This window comes from Lysobacter oculi, from assembly GCF_003293695.1.
Classification (GTDB): domain Bacteria; phylum Pseudomonadota; class Gammaproteobacteria; order Xanthomonadales; family Xanthomonadaceae; genus Solilutibacter; species Solilutibacter oculi.
The window spans coordinates 412,079-428,103 of sequence record NZ_CP029556.1 but is presented as its reverse complement, the minus strand read 5'-3'; the positions used below and the strand labels follow the sequence as shown (position 1 = coordinate 428,103).

Annotated in this window: 13 protein-coding genes, 1 tRNA gene and 1 pseudogene; 4 read left to right on the top strand and 11 right to left on the bottom strand. The window is 67.4% G+C overall.

The features are described from left to right. The first annotated feature begins 15 nt into the window (after window positions 1–15). Window positions 16–1,286 (top strand): annotated as a pseudogene (locus tag DCD74_RS02015) (efflux RND transporter periplasmic adaptor subunit). Between the two features lie 4 nt (window positions 1,287–1,290). After that, a complete protein-coding gene (locus tag DCD74_RS02010) occupies window positions 1,291–2,883 on the top strand; it encodes a DHA2 family efflux MFS transporter permease subunit (RefSeq protein WP_112925847.1) in 1,593 nt (530 codons plus the stop codon). Here the strand turns inward: DCD74_RS02010 and DCD74_RS02005 are convergent, their stop codons facing one another. The 8 genes from DCD74_RS02005 to murJ all read right to left on the bottom strand — a co-directional run bounded on the left by DCD74_RS02005 (window position 2,884) and on the right by murJ (window position 12,011). Then, the gene (locus DCD74_RS02005) at window positions 2,884–3,471 is read right to left on the bottom strand and encodes a hypothetical protein (protein WP_112925846.1); all 588 of its coding nucleotides are present in this window, start codon (window positions 3,469–3,471) and stop codon (window positions 2,884–2,886) included. Further along, complete coding sequence (gene radA, locus DCD74_RS02000) at window positions 3,468–4,856, bottom strand: DNA repair protein RadA (protein ID WP_112925845.1); 1,389 nt, start codon at window positions 4,854–4,856, stop codon at window positions 3,468–3,470. Before radA ends, DCD74_RS02005 begins: the two co-directional genes overlap by 4 nt. Window positions 4,857–4,970: 114 nt before the next feature. Then, window positions 4,971–5,046, bottom strand: a tRNA-Thr gene (locus tag DCD74_RS01995). Window positions 5,047–5,121: 75 nt separating this feature from the next. Next, complete coding sequence (ispH, locus tag DCD74_RS01990; protein WP_112925844.1) at window positions 5,122–6,075, bottom strand: 4-hydroxy-3-methylbut-2-enyl diphosphate reductase; 954 nt, start codon at window positions 6,073–6,075, stop codon at window positions 5,122–5,124. A 9-nt stretch (window positions 6,076–6,084) separates the two neighbouring features. Continuing rightward, window positions 6,085–6,588, bottom strand: coding sequence for a signal peptidase II (gene lspA / locus DCD74_RS01985; RefSeq protein WP_162615832.1), 504 nt, complete (start codon window positions 6,586–6,588; stop codon window positions 6,085–6,087). Next, a complete protein-coding gene (gene ileS, locus DCD74_RS01980) occupies window positions 6,588–9,365 on the bottom strand; it encodes an isoleucine--tRNA ligase (RefSeq protein ID WP_217424297.1) in 2,778 nt (925 codons plus the stop codon). The genes lspA and ileS overlap by 1 nt, the downstream gene beginning before the upstream one ends. A 75-nt stretch (window positions 9,366–9,440) precedes the next feature. After that, window positions 9,441–10,391 (bottom strand): bifunctional riboflavin kinase/FAD synthetase, encoded by a 951-nt coding sequence (locus DCD74_RS01975; protein WP_112925842.1) that lies wholly within the window; start codon window positions 10,389–10,391, stop codon window positions 9,441–9,443. Window positions 10,392–10,418: 27 nt separating this feature from the next. Next, the gene (murJ, locus tag DCD74_RS01970; RefSeq protein WP_112927616.1) at window positions 10,419–12,011 is read right to left on the bottom strand and encodes a murein biosynthesis integral membrane protein MurJ; all 1,593 of its coding nucleotides are present in this window, start codon (window positions 12,009–12,011) and stop codon (window positions 10,419–10,421) included. Window positions 12,012–12,149: 138 nt separating this feature from the next. Here murJ and rpsT point away from each other — a divergent pair, with 138 nt between their 5' ends. Beyond that, complete coding sequence (rpsT, locus tag DCD74_RS01965) at window positions 12,150–12,419, top strand: 30S ribosomal protein S20 (protein ID WP_112925841.1); 270 nt, start codon at window positions 12,150–12,152, stop codon at window positions 12,417–12,419. 108 nt (window positions 12,420–12,527) lie between these two features. Here rpsT and cgtA read toward each other — a convergent pair whose 3' ends face one another. The 3 genes from cgtA to rplU form a co-directional block, all read right to left on the bottom strand. Further along, window positions 12,528–13,583, bottom strand: coding sequence for an Obg family GTPase CgtA (gene cgtA / locus DCD74_RS01960; RefSeq protein WP_112925840.1), 1,056 nt, complete (start codon window positions 13,581–13,583; stop codon window positions 12,528–12,530). Between the two features lie 111 nt (window positions 13,584–13,694). Then, on the bottom strand, window positions 13,695–13,955 hold the full coding sequence (rpmA, locus tag DCD74_RS01955; protein WP_112925839.1) for a 50S ribosomal protein L27: 261 nt from the start codon (window positions 13,953–13,955) through the stop codon (window positions 13,695–13,697). A gap of 12 nt (window positions 13,956–13,967) precedes the next feature. Continuing rightward, window positions 13,968–14,285 (bottom strand): 50S ribosomal protein L21, encoded by a 318-nt coding sequence (gene rplU, locus DCD74_RS01950; RefSeq protein ID WP_112925838.1) that lies wholly within the window; start codon window positions 14,283–14,285, stop codon window positions 13,968–13,970. A 214-nt stretch (window positions 14,286–14,499) separates the two neighbouring features. Between rplU and DCD74_RS01945 the strand changes: the two genes are divergently transcribed. Next, window positions 14,500–15,999: an OmpA family protein gene (locus DCD74_RS01945; RefSeq protein ID WP_162615831.1), complete on the top strand. Its 1,500-nt coding sequence runs from the start codon at window positions 14,500–14,502 to the stop codon at window positions 15,997–15,999. The last annotated feature ends 26 nt before the right edge of the window (window positions 16,000–16,025 follow it).

Below are 16,025 nucleotides of genomic sequence, written 5' to 3'. Positions count from 1 at the left end.
GAAGCGTCCATCGCCATGACCACCGAACCGAATTCCCACGCTGACACCCCGGCGCAGCCGCCTGTCTCCACGCCGCTGCCGCCGAGCAACCCCAACAACACGCCGCAGCAACGCAAGCGCAAGAAGGCGCTGATGCTGCTGGCCGGCGTGATCGTGCTGGCAGCCCTCGGCTGGCTGGCCTACCACTTCATGATCGGGCGATGGTCGGAGGAAACCGACGACGCCTACGTGCAGGGTAACGTGGTCACAGTGACGCCGCAGACCGGCGGCACGGTGGTCGCCATCGGCGCCGAGGACGGCGAGAAGGTCGTCGCCGGGCAGGTGCTGGTGCGCTTCGATGCCGCCGATGCCGATGCCGCCTACGCCCAGGCCGAAGCCGGCCTCGCCAATGCCGTGCGCCAGGTGCGCGGGCTCTACAGCGCGGTCGGCGCCGGCCAGGCCGATGTGCAGGCGCGTGCCGCCGCGGTGCGCCAGGCGCAGGCCGCCGTCGCTTCCGCACAGGCCGATGTCGCGCGTCGCGGTGGACTGGTCTCCAGCGGTGCGGTCTCCGCCGAGGAGCTCGCCCACGCCCGCACCCAGCTCGCCACCGCGCAGGCCACGCTGGCTTCGGCGCAGGCCGCGCTGGCCGGTTCGCGCGAGAACGTGGAACGCAGCCGCGTGCTGATCGACAACGCCAGCATGCGCGACAACCCGCAGGTCGCCGCCGCCGCCGCGCAGCTGCGCCAGGCCTGGCTCAACAGGCAGCGCACCGAAGTGATCGCGCCGATCGACGGCTTCGTCGCCAAGCGCACCGTGCAGCTGGGCCAGCGCATCGCGCCGGGCACGCCGCTGATGGCCGTCATCCCGCTGCAGGACGTGTGGGTGGATGCCAACTTCAAGGAAACCCAGTTGCAGAAGCTGCGCCTGGGCCAGCGCGTCGAACTCACGTCCGAGCTGTATGGCGAGGATGTCGTCTACCACGGCACCCTGCAGAGAGCCTGGGCCTCGGCACCGGTGCCGCGTTCTCGCTTCCCGCGCAGAACGCCAGCGGCAACTGGATCAAGATCGTGCAGCGCGTGCCGGTGCGCGTGGCGCTGGACCCGAAGGAACTGCGCGAGCACCCGCTGCGCCTGGGCCTGTCGATGTCGGCCAAGGTCAACCTGCACGACAAGGGCGACGGCCTGCTGCCGACCGCGCCCTCCTCCGCGCCGGCCACCGGCACTGATGCCTACGCCAGGCTGATGCACGACGCCGACGCGAAAGTCGATGCGGTGATCGACGCCAACCTCGGCCACGCGCGCGGCTGATCCCATGTCCGCCGCTTCCACCGAGGCCGCACCTGCGGCACCGCAGCCGGCCGCCAACACCGCGGCCGGGATGCCGGGCTTCGCGCCGCCCAACCGCGCGTTGACGACGATCGGGCTGGCGCTGGCCAGCTTCATGCAGGTGCTTGACACCACCATCGCCAACGTCTCCTTGCCGGCGATCTCCGGCAACCTCGGCGGCAGCGCCAACCAGGCGACGTGGGTCATCACCTCGTTCGCGGTTTCGACCGCCATCGCGCTGCCGCTGACCGGTTGGCTCACCCGCCGCTTCGGCGAACGCAAGCTGTTCATGTGGTCGACGATGGCCTTCGTCATCGCCTCCTTCCTCTGCGGGCTCGCGCATTCGATGGGCCTGCTGGTTGCCGCGCGCGCCCTGCAGGGCCTGGTCGCCGGGCCGATGTATCCGGTCACGCAGGCCTTGCTGCTGTCGATCTATCCACCGGCCAAACGCGGGCAGGCCATCGCGTTGCTGGCGATGGTGACCGTGGTCGCGCCGATCGCCGGGCCGATCCTCGGCGGCTGGATCACCGACAACTACAGCTGGGAATGGATCTTCTTCATCAACATCCCGCTTGGCATCTTCGCCAGCCTCGTGGTCGGTGCGCAGCTGAAGGGCCGCCCGGAGCGGCTCGAAAAGCCGAAGATGGATTACGTCGGCCTGCTCACACTGGTGCTCGGCGTCGGTGCGCTGCAGGTGCTGCTGGACCTGGGCAATGACGAGGACTGGTTCCGCTCCACCACCATCGTCATCCTGGCGATCGTCGCGGCGATCTCGCTGGCGGTGTTCGTGATCTGGGAACTCACCGACGACGATCCCATCGTCAACCTGCGCCTGTTCCGCCATCGCAATTTCACCGCCGGCACGCTGGCGATGGTGATGGCCTACTCGGCATTCTTCGCGGTCGGCATCCTGGTGCCGCTGTGGCTGCAGCGAAGCATGGGCTACAGCGCGATCTGGGCCGGCCTGGCCACCGCGCCGATCGGCATCCTGCCGGTGTTGATCGCGCCGATCATCGGCAAGTACGGCAACAAGGTGGACCTGCGCTATCTGGCCAGCGGCGCGTTCATCGTCATGTCGACCACCAGCTTCCTGCGCTCCGGCTTCAACCTCGATGTCGACTTCAACCACGTCGCCTGGATCCAGCTGATGCAGGGTCTCGGCGTGGCGCTGTTCTTCATGCCGGTGCTGCAGATCCTGCTCTCCGACCTGGAACCGCACGAGATCGCCGCCGGCTCGGGCCTCTCGACCTTCCTGCGCACGCTGGGAGGCAGCTTCGCCGCCTCCCTCACCACCTACTTCTGGTCGCAGCGCACCAGCATCCACCACGCGCAACTGACCGAACACATCAGCGCGACCGACCCGTCCATGACGCAGGCGCTGGCGCAGTACGGCATGGGCGATGTGCAGCGCGGCGCCTTCGTGATGGACCGGATCATCTCGCAGCAGGCCTTGCAGATCGGCTTCAACGAAATCTTCCACGCGCTGGGCTGGATCTTTCTCGGCGTGATCCTGCTGGTGTGGATCGCCAAGCCGCCGTTCGCGGCCAAGATGGGCGGCGCGGCCGCCGGCGGGCACTGATCAGCGCAGGAGTTGGAGGACGATGCCGGTCGCGAGGCCGAGCATCGTCCCGCCCACCACTTCCGGCCAGGTGTGACGCGCCATCCGCAGCCGCGACCAGCCGAGCAGCGGCAACAGCGCGAACGCGACGAGGGCGATGTCGCGGTTGATCGGCCACAGCGCCATCGCGCAGAACGCCAGGCTCGCCATGTGCAGCGACAGCTTGATCCAGCGGTTGGCGATGCCGGCGATGCACAGCATGGCCATGACCGCGATGATGCCGCCGGCCAGCGGCGAGGCGCGGCTCACCCACGCCGCATAGGCGAGCATCAACGCCAGCACCACGACGTAGAGCAGCGGGCGTTCGTGTTTCGATGACGCATCCACCGTGCCCCAGTGGCCGCCGCGATGCCGCTGCCAGACGAAGGCCCAGACCGCCGCGACCACCACCGCCATGCCGAGCGCGACGCGCGGCAGCGATGCGGGATCGAGCCGCCACGCGGCCAGCAGCGTGAGCATCGCGAACACCGCGAACGGATGCAGCGCGATGGAAACGAAGCGCGCGAAGCGTGGTGCGCTGATGCCTGTTGCCGAAGCCGGATCGCTCACGCCTGCGCCAGTGCGTCGGCCAGTCGCTCGACGGCGATCACTTCCATGCCCTTGATGCTGCCGGCCTTCGGCGCGTTCGCCTTCGACACGATGGCGCGCTTGAAACCGTGCGTCGCGGCTTCCTTCAGGCGCTCCTCGCCATTCGGCACCGGGCGGATCTCGCCGGACAGGCCGACTTCGCCGAAGGCGATGGTTTTCTCCGGCAAGGGTTGGTCACGCAACGACGACAGCACGGCCAGCAGCACCGGCAAATCCGCTGCGGTTTCCTGCACGCGGATGCCACCGACCACGTTCACGAACACATCCTGGTCGCCGACCATGATCCCGCCGTGTCGATGCAGCACCGCCAACAGCATCGCAAGGCGGTTGCCTTCCAGCCCCACCGCGACGCGACGCGGGTTGGACAGCGGCGAGGCATCGACCAGCGCCTGCACCTCGACCAGCAGCGGGCGCGTGCCTTCGCGCGTCACCATCACACAACTACCGGGTTGGTGCGTGCTGCCACCGGACAGGAAGATCGCCGACGGATTCGGCACTTCGCGCAGGCCACGGTCGCCCATCGCGAACACGCCCAGCTCGTTGACCGCACCGAAGCGGTTCTTGAAGGCGCGCAGCACGCGGAAACGGCTGCCGGAATCGCCTTCGAAATACAGCACCGCATCCACCATGTGCTCGAGCACGCGCGGGCCGGCGATGCCGCCTTCCTTGGTCACGTGGCCGACCAGGAACACCGCGGTGCCGGTTTCCTTGGCGTAGCGCACCAGCCGCGCGGCGGCCTCACGGACCTGGCTGACCGAACCGGGCGCGGCGGTCAGGGTCTCGGTCCAGAGGGTCTGGATCGAGTCGGCGATGATGAAGCGCGGCTTGGCGACGATAGCCTGCTCCAGGATGCGCTCCACGCAGGTCTCGGCCAGCGCGTGCATGCCCTCCAGCGGCAGCCCGAGCCGCGACGCTCGCCCGGCCACCTGCCCCAGCGATTCCTCGCCGGTGACGTAGAGCCCGTGCAGGCTGCCGGCCATCGACGCCAACGCCTGCGTCAGCAACGTGGATTTGCCGATGCCGGGGTCACCACCGATCAGTACCACTGCGCCTTCCACCAACCCGCCGCCCAGCACGCGGTCGAACTCGCCGATGCCGGTGGACACGCGCGCTGACTCGCCGTGCTGCACATCCTTGAGCGCGGTGATCTTCGGCGCATCCAGCTTGCCGGCCCAGCCACTGCGACGCCCGGCCGGGGATTTCGCCGCCGCCGCGCTTTCCAGCACGATTTCCGCCAGCGTGTCCCACGCCCCGCAGGCCGAGCATTGCCCCTGCCATTTCGGATAGTCGGCGCCGCATTCGCTGCAGACGTACGCGGTGCGGGCTTTGGCGGCGGGCTTGGCCATTCGGAACTCCATGAGGATGCGCGAAGCTTAGCCGCCGCGCGTCTCGGCACGCGAGATCATCCGGCTCATCGGCGCCGGACACGCAAAAGCCCGCTTGCGCGGGCTTTTTGCATCTGGTGCCGAAGAGAGGAATCGAACCTCCGACCTACTGATTACGAATCAGTTGCTCTACCGACTGAGCTACTTCGGCGAATTGGATCTGGCGGGTTGGGCTGGGTGCCGTCCGGCCAAGGGGGGCGATTATAGGCCCCGGACGCCGGCAGCATCAATCAACCAGCCGCAGGCGCAGTTCCTTGGGCAGCGCGAACACCATGTCCTCGGGTTCGCCGTGCAGTTCGCGGAAGCGGTTGCCGGCACCCAGTTCGGCCAATCGCGCCAGCACGCCCTGCACCAGCACATCTGGCGCCGAGGCACCGGCGGTGACGCCCACCTGGCGCTTGCCGGCCACCCAGGCCGGGTCGATCTCGTGGGCGCCATCGATGAGATAGGCCTCAACGCCTTCGCGCTCGGCCAGCTCGCGCAGGCGGTTGGAGTTGGAGCTGTTGGGTGAGCCGACCACCAGGATCAGGTCGCATTCGGCGGCGAGTTCACGCACTGCATCCTGCCGGTTCTGGGTGGCGTAGCAGATGTCGTCGTTGCGCGGCCCCTGCATCTTCGGAAAGCGCTCGCGCAGGGTAGCGATGATCTCGCGGGTGTCATCGACCGAGAGGGTCGTCTGCGTCGTGTAGGCGAGGTCGTCCGGCTGCCCGATCTCCAGCGTGCGGGCATCCTCCAGGTTCTCGACCAGGTACATCCGCCCGGTCGCGCCTTCGCGCTTCCACTGCCCCATCGTGCCTTCGACCTCGGGGTGGCCGGCGTGGCCGATCAGGATCATGTCGCGCCCGTTGCGGCAATGGCGCGCGACTTCCAGATGCACCTTGGTCACCAACGGGCAGGTCGCGTCGAAGACCTTCAATCCGCGGCGGTCGGCTTCGTTCCTGACCGCCTGCGAGACACCGTGCGCGGAGAAGATCACCGTCGCGCCATCGGGGACTTCGTCGAGCTCCTCCACGAACACCGCGCCGCGCTGCTTCAGGTCATCGACCACGAATTTGTTGTGGACCACTTCGTGGCGCACGTAGATCGGCACGCCGAGGGTCTCGATGGCGCGCTTGACGATCTCGATGGCGCGGTCGACGCCGGCGCAGAAACCACGCGGGTTGGCGAGCAGGATTTCCATGCGTGCAGCCTACTTCCCTTCCACTGAATCTTTCTTGCCGCCGACCAGGTTGAACAGCACCAGCCCGACCGCGCCGCCGACGATCGCCGCATCGGCCAGATTGAAGGCCGGCCAGACATGGTCGCCGACGTACCACTTGATGAAGTCGATGACGTGGCCGTGGATCAAGCGGTCGATCACGTTGCCCAGCGCGCCGCCGATGATCAGCGCATACGGCAGCGCCGTATTCCAGTCGCCGCGCCGCGTCCTGTACAGCCACCACCCCAGCAGGCCGCTGATGCCGAAGGCGAGGATGCTGAAGAACCAGATCTGCCAGCCGCCGCTGTTGGCCAGGAAGCTGAAGGCCGCGCCGGTGTTGTAGGTACGGAACCAGTTCCAGAAACCGGGAATCACCACGATGTCGGTGTATTCGGGCAGGGCGCGCAGCACCCAGGCCTTGCTCCACTGGTCCAGCACGATGACCAGCGCGGACAGCGCCAGCCACGGCAGCGCATTCGGTTTGGGTGCACGCATCAGAACCACCTCCGGTCTTCGCCCTGTCCTTCGATGTTGTCGATGCAGCGGCCGCAGAGTTCCGGGTGTTCCGCATGCGTGCCGACGTCGGCGCGGTGATGCCAGCAACGCACGCACTTGGCCTTGGTGGTCGGCGTGGCGAGGATGGGCGGCGCGATGCCGGCAGCCTGCACGCTCACGTCGCCGCTGATGAAGAAGAAGCGCAGTTCGTCGGCGAGCGGCTCCAGCCACGCGCGTTTTTCGTCATCGGCGGAGAGGATGATCTCGGCTTCCAGCGCCGCGCCGATCTCGCCGGCGGCACGCATCGGCTCCAGCGTCTTCGCCACCTGTTCGCGCAGGTCGAGCAGTTCATCGAAGCGGGCCGCGAACAGCGGCGCGTCGGCTTCGATTTCGGCCAGTCCGTCGTACCAGGTCACCAGCATCACGTTGCCGGCATGCTCGCCCGGCAGGTGGCGCCACAGCTCGTCGGCAGTGAACGACAGGATCGGCGCGATCCAGCGCGTGAATGCTTCGGCGATGCGATACATCGCGGACTGCGCGCTGCGACGGCCACGCGAGTCTTCGCGCATCGTGTAGAGGCGATCCTTGGTGACATCGAGATACAGCGAACCCAGATCGACGCTGCAGAAATTCATCAGCGCCTGCACCACCGCGGCGAAGTCGTAGCGCGCATACGCCTCGGTGATTTCCTGCTGCAGCAAGGCGGCGCGGTGCACGATCCAGCGGTCCAGCGCTACCATGTCGCCGAGGGGGCGCAGGTCACGCGCGGGGTCGAAACCGTGCAGGTTGCCGAGCAGGAAGCGCGCGGTGTTGCGGATGCGGCGGTAGGCGTCGGCGTTGCGCTTGAGGATCTCCTGCGACAGCGACATTTCCTGCGAGTAATCGGCTGACGCCACCCACAGGCGCAGGATGTCGGCGCCGTACTGCTTGATGATTTCCTGCGGCTCGATGCCGTTGCCCAGCGACTTGGAGAACTTGCGGCCTTCGGCATCGACCACGAAACCGTGGGTCAGGCACTCGCGGTACGGCGCGGCCTTGTCGATCGCCACAGCCGTCAGCAGCGATGACTGGAACCAGCCGCGATGCTGGTCGGAGCCTTCCAGATACAGGTCGGCCGGCAGCTCGTAGCCACGCGCTTTCAGCACGCACTGGTGGGTCACACCGGAATCGAACCAGACATCCAGGATGTCCTGCACCTTGTCGTACTGCGCGGCTTCGTCGCCCAGCAGTTCGGCGGCGTCGAGCGCGTACCAGGCGTCGATGCCGCCCTGCTCCACCTTCAACGCGACCTGCTCCAGCAGCTCAACCGTGCGCGGATGCGGCTCGCCGGTTTCCTTGTGGACGAACAATGCGATCGGCACGCCCCAGGTGCGCTGGCGCGAGATGGTCCAGTCCGGGCGACCTTCGATCATGCCGGCGATGCGGGCTTCGCCCCAACCCGGGTACCACTTCACGCCCGGGATCGTGGCGAGCGCATCGCGACGCAGGTTCGCCTGCTCCATCGAAATGAACCACTGCGGCGTGGCACGGAACGCGATCGGCGTCTTGTGGCGCCAGCAATGCGGATAGCTGTGGCGGATGTCGCGATGGGCGAGCAGCGCGCCGCTCTCGCGCAGCGCGTCGACGATCAACCCGTTCGCCTTCCAGATGTGCACGCCGGCCAGCGCGACGTCGCCGATGGGTGGCGTCGATGCGAGATACACGCCGCGCCCGTCGACCGGGTTGAGCTGGCCGAGCGAATACGCATCGAGCAGGCCGGTGCCCTGCGCCACCGCGAAGTCTTCCTGGCCGTGGCCGGGCGCGGTATGGACGGCGCCGGTGCCGTCCTCGTCGCTGACATGCGCACCCAGCAGCACCGGGATGTCGCGCTCGGCGTAGAACGGATGCGCGAACACCGCGCCGGCGAGCGCCTCGCCCTTGGCATGGCCGTGGGCCACCACTTCCTCCACGCCATAGCGCTTGAGCGCCGCATCGGCCAGCGCCGACGCCAGCATCAGCCAGCGGCGACGGCCGCCATGCGCCGGGCCTTCGACCAGCGCGTATTCGATGTCCGGGCCCAGCGACACGGCCAGCGATGCCGGCAGCGTCCACGGCGTCGTCGTCCAGATCGGCACGGCGACTTCAACGCCTTCGGGCAAGGCCACGCCGAAGCGACGGGCGATGTCGGCGGCGTCGCGCGCGGCATAGGCCACATCCACCGCCGGCGAAGTCTTGTCGGCGTATTCGATCTCGGCTTCCGCCAGCGCCGAACCGCAGTCGAAGCACCAGTGCACAGGCTTCACGCCACGCGCCAGATGACCGTTGCCGATGATGGTCGCGAGTGCGCGCAGTTCGTTCGCCTCGTACCTGAAATCGAGCGTCTTGTACGGGTCGCCCCACTCGCCAAGCACGCCGAGGCGCTTGAAATCCGCGCGCTGCAGGTCGATCTGGCTGTTGGCGTATTCGCGGCATTTCTGCCGGAACGCGGCGGCGTCGAGCTTGTCGCCGACCTTGCCGAATTTCTTCTCGATGGCGATTTCGATCGGCAGCCCGTGGCAATCCCAGCCCGGGATGTAGGGCGCATCGAAACCGGACAGCGTCTTCGACTTGACGATGATGTCCTTCAGCACCTTGTTGACCGCGTGGCCCAGGTGGATCTGGCCGTTCGCGTACGGCGGGCCGTCGTGCAGCATGAAACGCGGGCGGCCGGCCGCCGCATCGCGGATGCGCGCGTACAGGTCTTCGGCTTCCCAGCGCGCCAGCGTGTCGGGCTCGCGCTTGGGCAGGTCGCCGCGCATCGGGAAATCCGTCGCGGGCAGCAGGATGGTGGATTTGTAGCGCTGGCTTTCGGCGTCGCTCATCGTCGTGTCATGTCAGGCGCAGGCGGCAGCCGGGCGCGGGGATTCAAGAAGGGTACGGGCGTTGTCGGCATCCTGCCGCATCTGCGCGGTGAGCGCGTCGAGGGAATCGAACTTCTCCTCGTCACGCAGCTTGGCGACAAACTCCACCCGGATGTGGCGACCGTACAGATCGCCGTCGAAATCGAACAGGTGCGCTTCCAGCAATGGCTCGACGCCATCGACCGTGGGCCGGGTGCCGAAGCTCGACACCGACGGCATCGGCGCATCACCAATGCCATGCACCCAGGTTGCGTAGATGCCCTGCAATGCAGGCTTTTTCGGGAAGCGCAGGTTGGCGGTGGGAAAGCCCAGCGTGCGCCCGAGTTGCCGGCCACGCACCACCCGCCCGCCGATCACATAAGGGCGACCGAGCAGGCGTTCGGCCGTGGCGAAGTCACCCGCCGACAGCGCGGCGCGGATCGCCGAACTCGACACCCGTTCGCCGTCCAGCAGGAAGGGTTCGATGGCATGCGCACTGAAGCCGCGGTGTTGGCCTTCGGCCTGCAGCATCGCCACATCGCCCAGGCGCTTGTGGCCGAAGCGGAAGTCCGGGCCCACCCAGACCTCGCTCGCGGCAAGGCGCTGGACCAGCACTTTTTCGATGAAGTCGTTGGCCGGCATCGCCGCCATCCGCGCATTGAAGCGCAGCAGGCCGATGCCGTGGATGCCGGCTTCACGCATCCCCCGCACCTTGTCGCGCGGCAGCATCAGACGCGGCGGCGGATCACCGGCAGCGAAGAACTCGCGCGGCAGCGGTTCGAAGGCGACCGCGACTGCCGGCACGCCGAGCAGATGCGCACGCGTGGCGGCGTGGCGCAGCAGCGACTGATGACCCCGATGCAGGCCGTCGAACGCACCGATGCAGACCACGCTTCCTTCGGGGCACAGGGGCCCGCCTTCAGCGTCGCGAAACAGGAATTCCATGGAGGCGGCAAGTATAACGGCCGCCCCTCAATGCTCGCGGAGATCGCGCGGGCGGAAGCCGAACGCCAGCATCGCCACGCCATAGACCGCCGCGCCGCCGCCGACCAGCACCGCCAGCCAACCGACGCGCGTCCATTCGCCCATCGAAGTGAAATCGGGGATGTAGCGCAGCGCGACCCACAGCGCCACGCCCATCAGCAGGTTGGCGATGCCGACCCGCAGCAGGAACATGCGCCAGCCCGGTTGCGCGTCGTACACATCGGCCTTGCGCAGCCAGTAATAGAGCAGCCCCAGGTTGAGGTAGCCCGACAGCGCGCTGGCGATGCCGAGCGCGAAGTGGATGCCCGGCGTGCTGGCCAGCGCGTGCATCACGCCCTGCGTCTTGGCCGCATCCGGCACCCACAGCACGTAGAGCAGCGCGATCAGCGCCACGTTGAACACCATGTTGGCGACCAGCGCGGCCACGCCGGCACGCATCGGGGTCATGGTGTCTTGGCGCGCATAGAAAGCCGGCAGCACCGTCTTCACCAGCGCCACCGCCGGCAGCCCGAAGCTCAGGCCGAACACCGACAACGCGGTCATCCGGGTGGCGGTTTCGTCGAATTGGCCGGTCTGGAACATCGTCGAGACCAGCGGCGTGGCCAGCAGCATCAGGCCCACCATCGCCGGCACGATCAGCAGGAAGGTCGCGCGCAGTCCCCAGTCCAGCGATTTTGAGAAGCCGACGCGGTCGGTGTTGACGTGGTGACGGGACAGCGTCGGCAGCACCACCGTGCCCAGCGCGATGGCGAAGACGCCCATCGGCAGTTCTAGGAAACGGTCGGCCGTGGTCAGCCAGCTCTGCGAGCCGGGCGCCAGCTGCGAGGCGATGAAGGTGTCGAACAACAAATTGATCTGCGCCACCGACGAACCGAGCAGCGTCGGCACCATCAGCTTCATCACCCGGCGCACGTCCGGGTGGTGCCAGCCCCAGCTGGGCAGCACCAGCAGGTCGATCCTGGCCAGCTGCGGAAACTGGAACAGCAGCTGCAGCAGGCCGCCCGCCAGCACCGCCCAGCCCAGCGCCATGATCGGCGGCTCGGCCAGTTTCGAGCCCCAGACCGCGCCCGCGATCAGGCACAGGTTGAGGATGATCGGGGTGAAGGCCGGCAACCCGAAGCGCTGGTAGCTGTTGAGCGCGCCGGCTGCCAGCGCCGTCAGCGACACGAACAGCAGGAACGGGAAGGTCAGCAGCAGCAGCTTGACGATGAGCGCGTGCTGGCCGGGGATCGGCTGCGCGTTGTTGGTGAAGGCGTCCGCCAGCCACGGCGCGGCCAGCATGCCCAACGCGGTCACCACCAGCAGCACGCCGCCGAGGGTGCCTGCGGTGCGCGCCATCAGCACCTTCAGCTCCTCGTGGCTGCGCTTTTCCTTGATCTCGGTGAAGACCGGCACGAAGGCGGTCGAGAACGAGCCTTCGGCGAACAGCCGGCGCATGAAATTGGGGATGCGGAAGGCGACCCAGAACGCGTCGGTCATCGCGTTGGCGCCGAAATAGTGGCCGATCAGCCGGTCGCGCAGCAGCCCGAAGACGCGACTGAGCATCGTCATCCCCCCGAACGAGAGTATGCCGCGGGTCATGCTGCGGCCACGCGGGGCCGGCACCTGCCCGCCGCTCAACGCGGATCCGCCCGGTTGACGCAAGCCGTTGAATGGCCCATACTTTTCTGTCTCGCGTCCCGCGACCTCATTCTCTCCAGATTCCTCGAAGGTTCCATCGTGGCCAATATCAAGTCCGCCAAGAAGCGCGCCAAGCAGACCATTGTGCGCAATGCGCGCAACAACAGCCAGCGTTCCATGCTGCGCACGTCCGTGAAGAAGGTGCTCAAGGCCCTGCATTCCAATGATGCCGACGGCGCTGTCGCCGCCATGGCCGTGGCCCAGCCGCTGCTCGACCGTTTCGCGTCGCGCGGCCTGATCCACAAGAACAAGGCTGCCCGCCACAAGAGCCGCTTGAACGCCCGCATCAAGGCGCTCAAGGCTGCCTGAGCTTCGTAGGCCCCCGCCTCGCGCGCGGGCCTGCAACTCAAGCCGATAAAAAAGCCTCGCGATCACCCGCGAGGCTTTTTCGTGGCCGGTCGGAAACCGGCTGGATCGTCAGTCCAGCGAGTGCCGGGCAGCCTCTTCGGCCTCGTCTTCCAGCAGGCGCTGCTCGTCCAGGAAAGCCTGCACTTTCAGCATCACCTCACGGGTGTTCTCGCGCGCCAGGCCGGACACGATGAACCACGGGCCCTGCCATCCCAGTTCGGCGATGGTCATCTCGGCCTGCACGCGGGCGTCCTCCGGCGTCAGCAGGTCGGCCTTGTTAAACAGCAACCAGCGCGGCTTGTCCATGAGGCCGGCATCGAACTTGGCCAGCTCGTGCTCGATGGCGCGGACCTGGCTGGCGGCATCGCTGCCGTCGAGCGGCTCGATCTCCACCAGGTGCAGCAGCAGGCGCGTGCGCTGGATGTGGCGGAGGAACAGCGCACCGAGACCGGCGCCATCCGCCGCGCCTTCGATCAGGCCCGGGATGTCGGCGATCACGAAGCTGCGGTGCGGCTCCACGCTGACCACGCCCAGGTTCGGGTAGAGCGTGGTGAACGGGTAGTCGGCCACCTTCGGCGTCGCCGCGGACACCGCGCGGATCAGGGTCGACTTGCCGGCATTGGGGAAGCCGAGCAGGCCCACATCCGCCAGCAGTTTCAGCTCCAGACGCAGCTCGCGCTCCTCGCCCGCCGTACCCGGCGTGGACTGGCGCGGCGAACGGTTCACCGAGCTTTTGAAGTGCATGTTGCCGAGGCCGCCCTTGCCGCCCTGCGCGACCAGCAGGCGATCGCCGCTGCGGGTCAGGTCGCCAATGACTTCATCGGTGGCGATATTGGTGATGACGGTACCGACCGGCACGGTGATGATGAGGTTCTCGCCGGCCTTGCCATACATCTGGCGGCCCATGCCGTTCTCGCCGCGCTGGGCGCGGAAGATCTTCTCGTGGCGGAAATCCACCAGCGTGTTGAGGTTGCCGTCGGCGACCAGCCAGACGCTGCCGCCATCGCCACCATCGCCGCCGTCCGGCCCCCCGAGCGGGATGAACTTCTCGCGACGGAAGCCCACGCAGCCATTGCCGCCCTTGCCGGCGAACACGGTGATTTCGGCTTCATCGACCAGTTTCATGGCGGCGGATCCCGTTGTGTTGATGGAAGTGTAACGAGGCGGCAGATGGCCGGCCCCTGAAACGAAAAACCCCGCCGGAGCGGGGCTTTCCGCGGTGACGCGGCGGGCCGATTACTCGGCGGCCACCACGCTCACGGTGCGGCGCTTGGCCGGACCCTTGACCGAGAACTGCACGGTGCCGTCCAGCAGCGCGTACAGGGTGTGGTCACGGCCGAGGCCGACGCCCGGACCCGGATGGAACTGGGTGCCGCGCTGGCGAACGATGATGTTGCCAGCGTCGATGGCCTGGCCACCGTAGATCTTGACGCCCAGGTACTTCGGGTTGGAGTCGCGGCCGTTGCGCGAGGAACCTACGCCCTTTTTATGTGCCATGACTGCTTCTCCTTACTTGCTGCCACCGGCGATGCCGGTGATCTCGATTTCGGTGTAGTGCTGACGGTGACCCATCTGCTTGCGGTGGTGCTTGCGGCGACGGAACTTGACGATCCGCACCTTGTCGGCGCGGCCGTGGCCGATCACCTTGGCGGAGACGGTGGCGCCCTTGAGCGCATCGCCGATCTTCACGCCATCGCTGCCGCCCAGCATCAGGACGTCGTCGAACTTGATCTCGCTGCCGGCTTCGACCTCGAGCTTCTCCACACGCAGGGTTTCGCCCTGCATGACGCGGTATTGCTTACCGCCGGTTACCAGTACTGCGTACATTGCCATCTTCCTTTGTCGTTATTGTGGCTGCATCCAGCCGGCTCTTTGGCCGGACTGAACCCGCGATTATAGCGATTTCCGGGCTGATGTGCAGTGGTGGCCGGCCCGGCTTCCCATAACCAATTCCTCACGCCGGCCATGGACGATGGGCCGGACTGTCGCCATGCGTTCGCGCATGGGGGCAGTTGTCCATCCACCAAGCGCGGGGATTCCCATGTTCGACACCCTACTCAGCAATACGGCCGCCCGGTTGGGCATTCCGGCCGAGAAGGCCAAGCAGCTGCTCGGCCTGCTCATCGCATTGATTTTCAACGAAAAACGTGGCGGCGTCGCGGGTTTCGTGGACATGTTCCGGAGCCGCGGCCTGGGCGGGCTGGTGGATTCGTGGATCGGTGGCGGTCCCAACCAGCCGATCGACGCGGCCCAGCTTGAACATGCGCTCGGCGCCAGCGAACTCGACACCCTCGCCCGCCAGACCGGCGTGGAGCGTGGCGTGGCGGCCTCGGCACTGGCGGCGATGCTTCCGGACGCCTTCAATTCCCTGACCGAAGACGGCCGCATCCCGGTCGGCATCCCGGACCGCATCCGCGGCTTCATGGACGACTTGGGCGACTTCTTCCGCAACCTGGGCGTCGGCGCGCTGGGTCTGGGCGCGGCAGCGGTCGGCGGGGTGGCGCATGCCGCCGATCGCGCCGGCGATGCCATCGGCCATGCCGCAGACAACACCGTGGATGCCATCGGCGATGCCGGGCGTGCCGCGGCCCGCACCGTGGACCGCGCGGCCGACCGCGTCGGTGACGTGGCCCGCGACGCCGGCGGCGGCATCGGCAAATGGCTGCCGTGGCTGCTGCTGGCAGGCCTGCTGGTCGCCGCGCTGTTCTGGTTCAAGGGCTGCAGCAAGCACGAAGCCGCTCCGGTACCGGCCCCGGTGACCGAACCCGCCGCGACCACCCCGGCCGCCACCAGCGCCAATTCCACCTTCAACTTCGAGAACGTGGACGGCACCAAGGTGAACGTCAGCGGCAGCGTGCCGAGCGACGCCGAGAAGACCCGCCTGTGGGATGCGTTGAAGGCGACCTTCGGCGACGGCAACGTCAACGGCGACATCACCGTCAACGCGAGCGCGGCCCCGGCCGGCTGGCTGGACAAGCTGGTGGGCCTGCTGCCCGACCTGAAGGCGAAGGGCCTGAAGTTCGGCCTGGACGGCGACAGGCTCAACATCGACACCTCGGGCATGAGCGACGAGGAGCGTTTCGCCCTCTCCGACAAGCTGCGCCGCGCGTTCGCGGGCTACGAGATCTCCGGTCTGTGGGACAAGGCGATGGCCGCTTTCGCCGGCCTGAAGGCGGGTTTCAGCGGCGATGACCTGGTCAAGGCGCTCGATCTGTCGAACGTGTATTTCGATACCGCCAAGGCCACCATCACCCGCGACAGCCTGGAAACGCTGACCAAGGCCGCCGAGTACATCAAGCAGGTCCCGGCCGGCACCAAGATCGAAGTTTCCGGCCACACCGACAGCGATGGCGACGATGCCGCCAACATGACCCTTTCGCAGCAGCGCGCCGACGCCGTGGTGGCCAAGCTGCAGGAACTGGGCGTGCCGGCCGGCATCCTGACCGCCAAGGGCTATGGCGAAACCAAGCCGGTCGGCGACAACGCCACCGAGGACGGCAAGGCGCTGAACCGCCGCATCGACTACGCGATCAGCAAGTAAATCTGCATCGCGACCCGACGGACGGG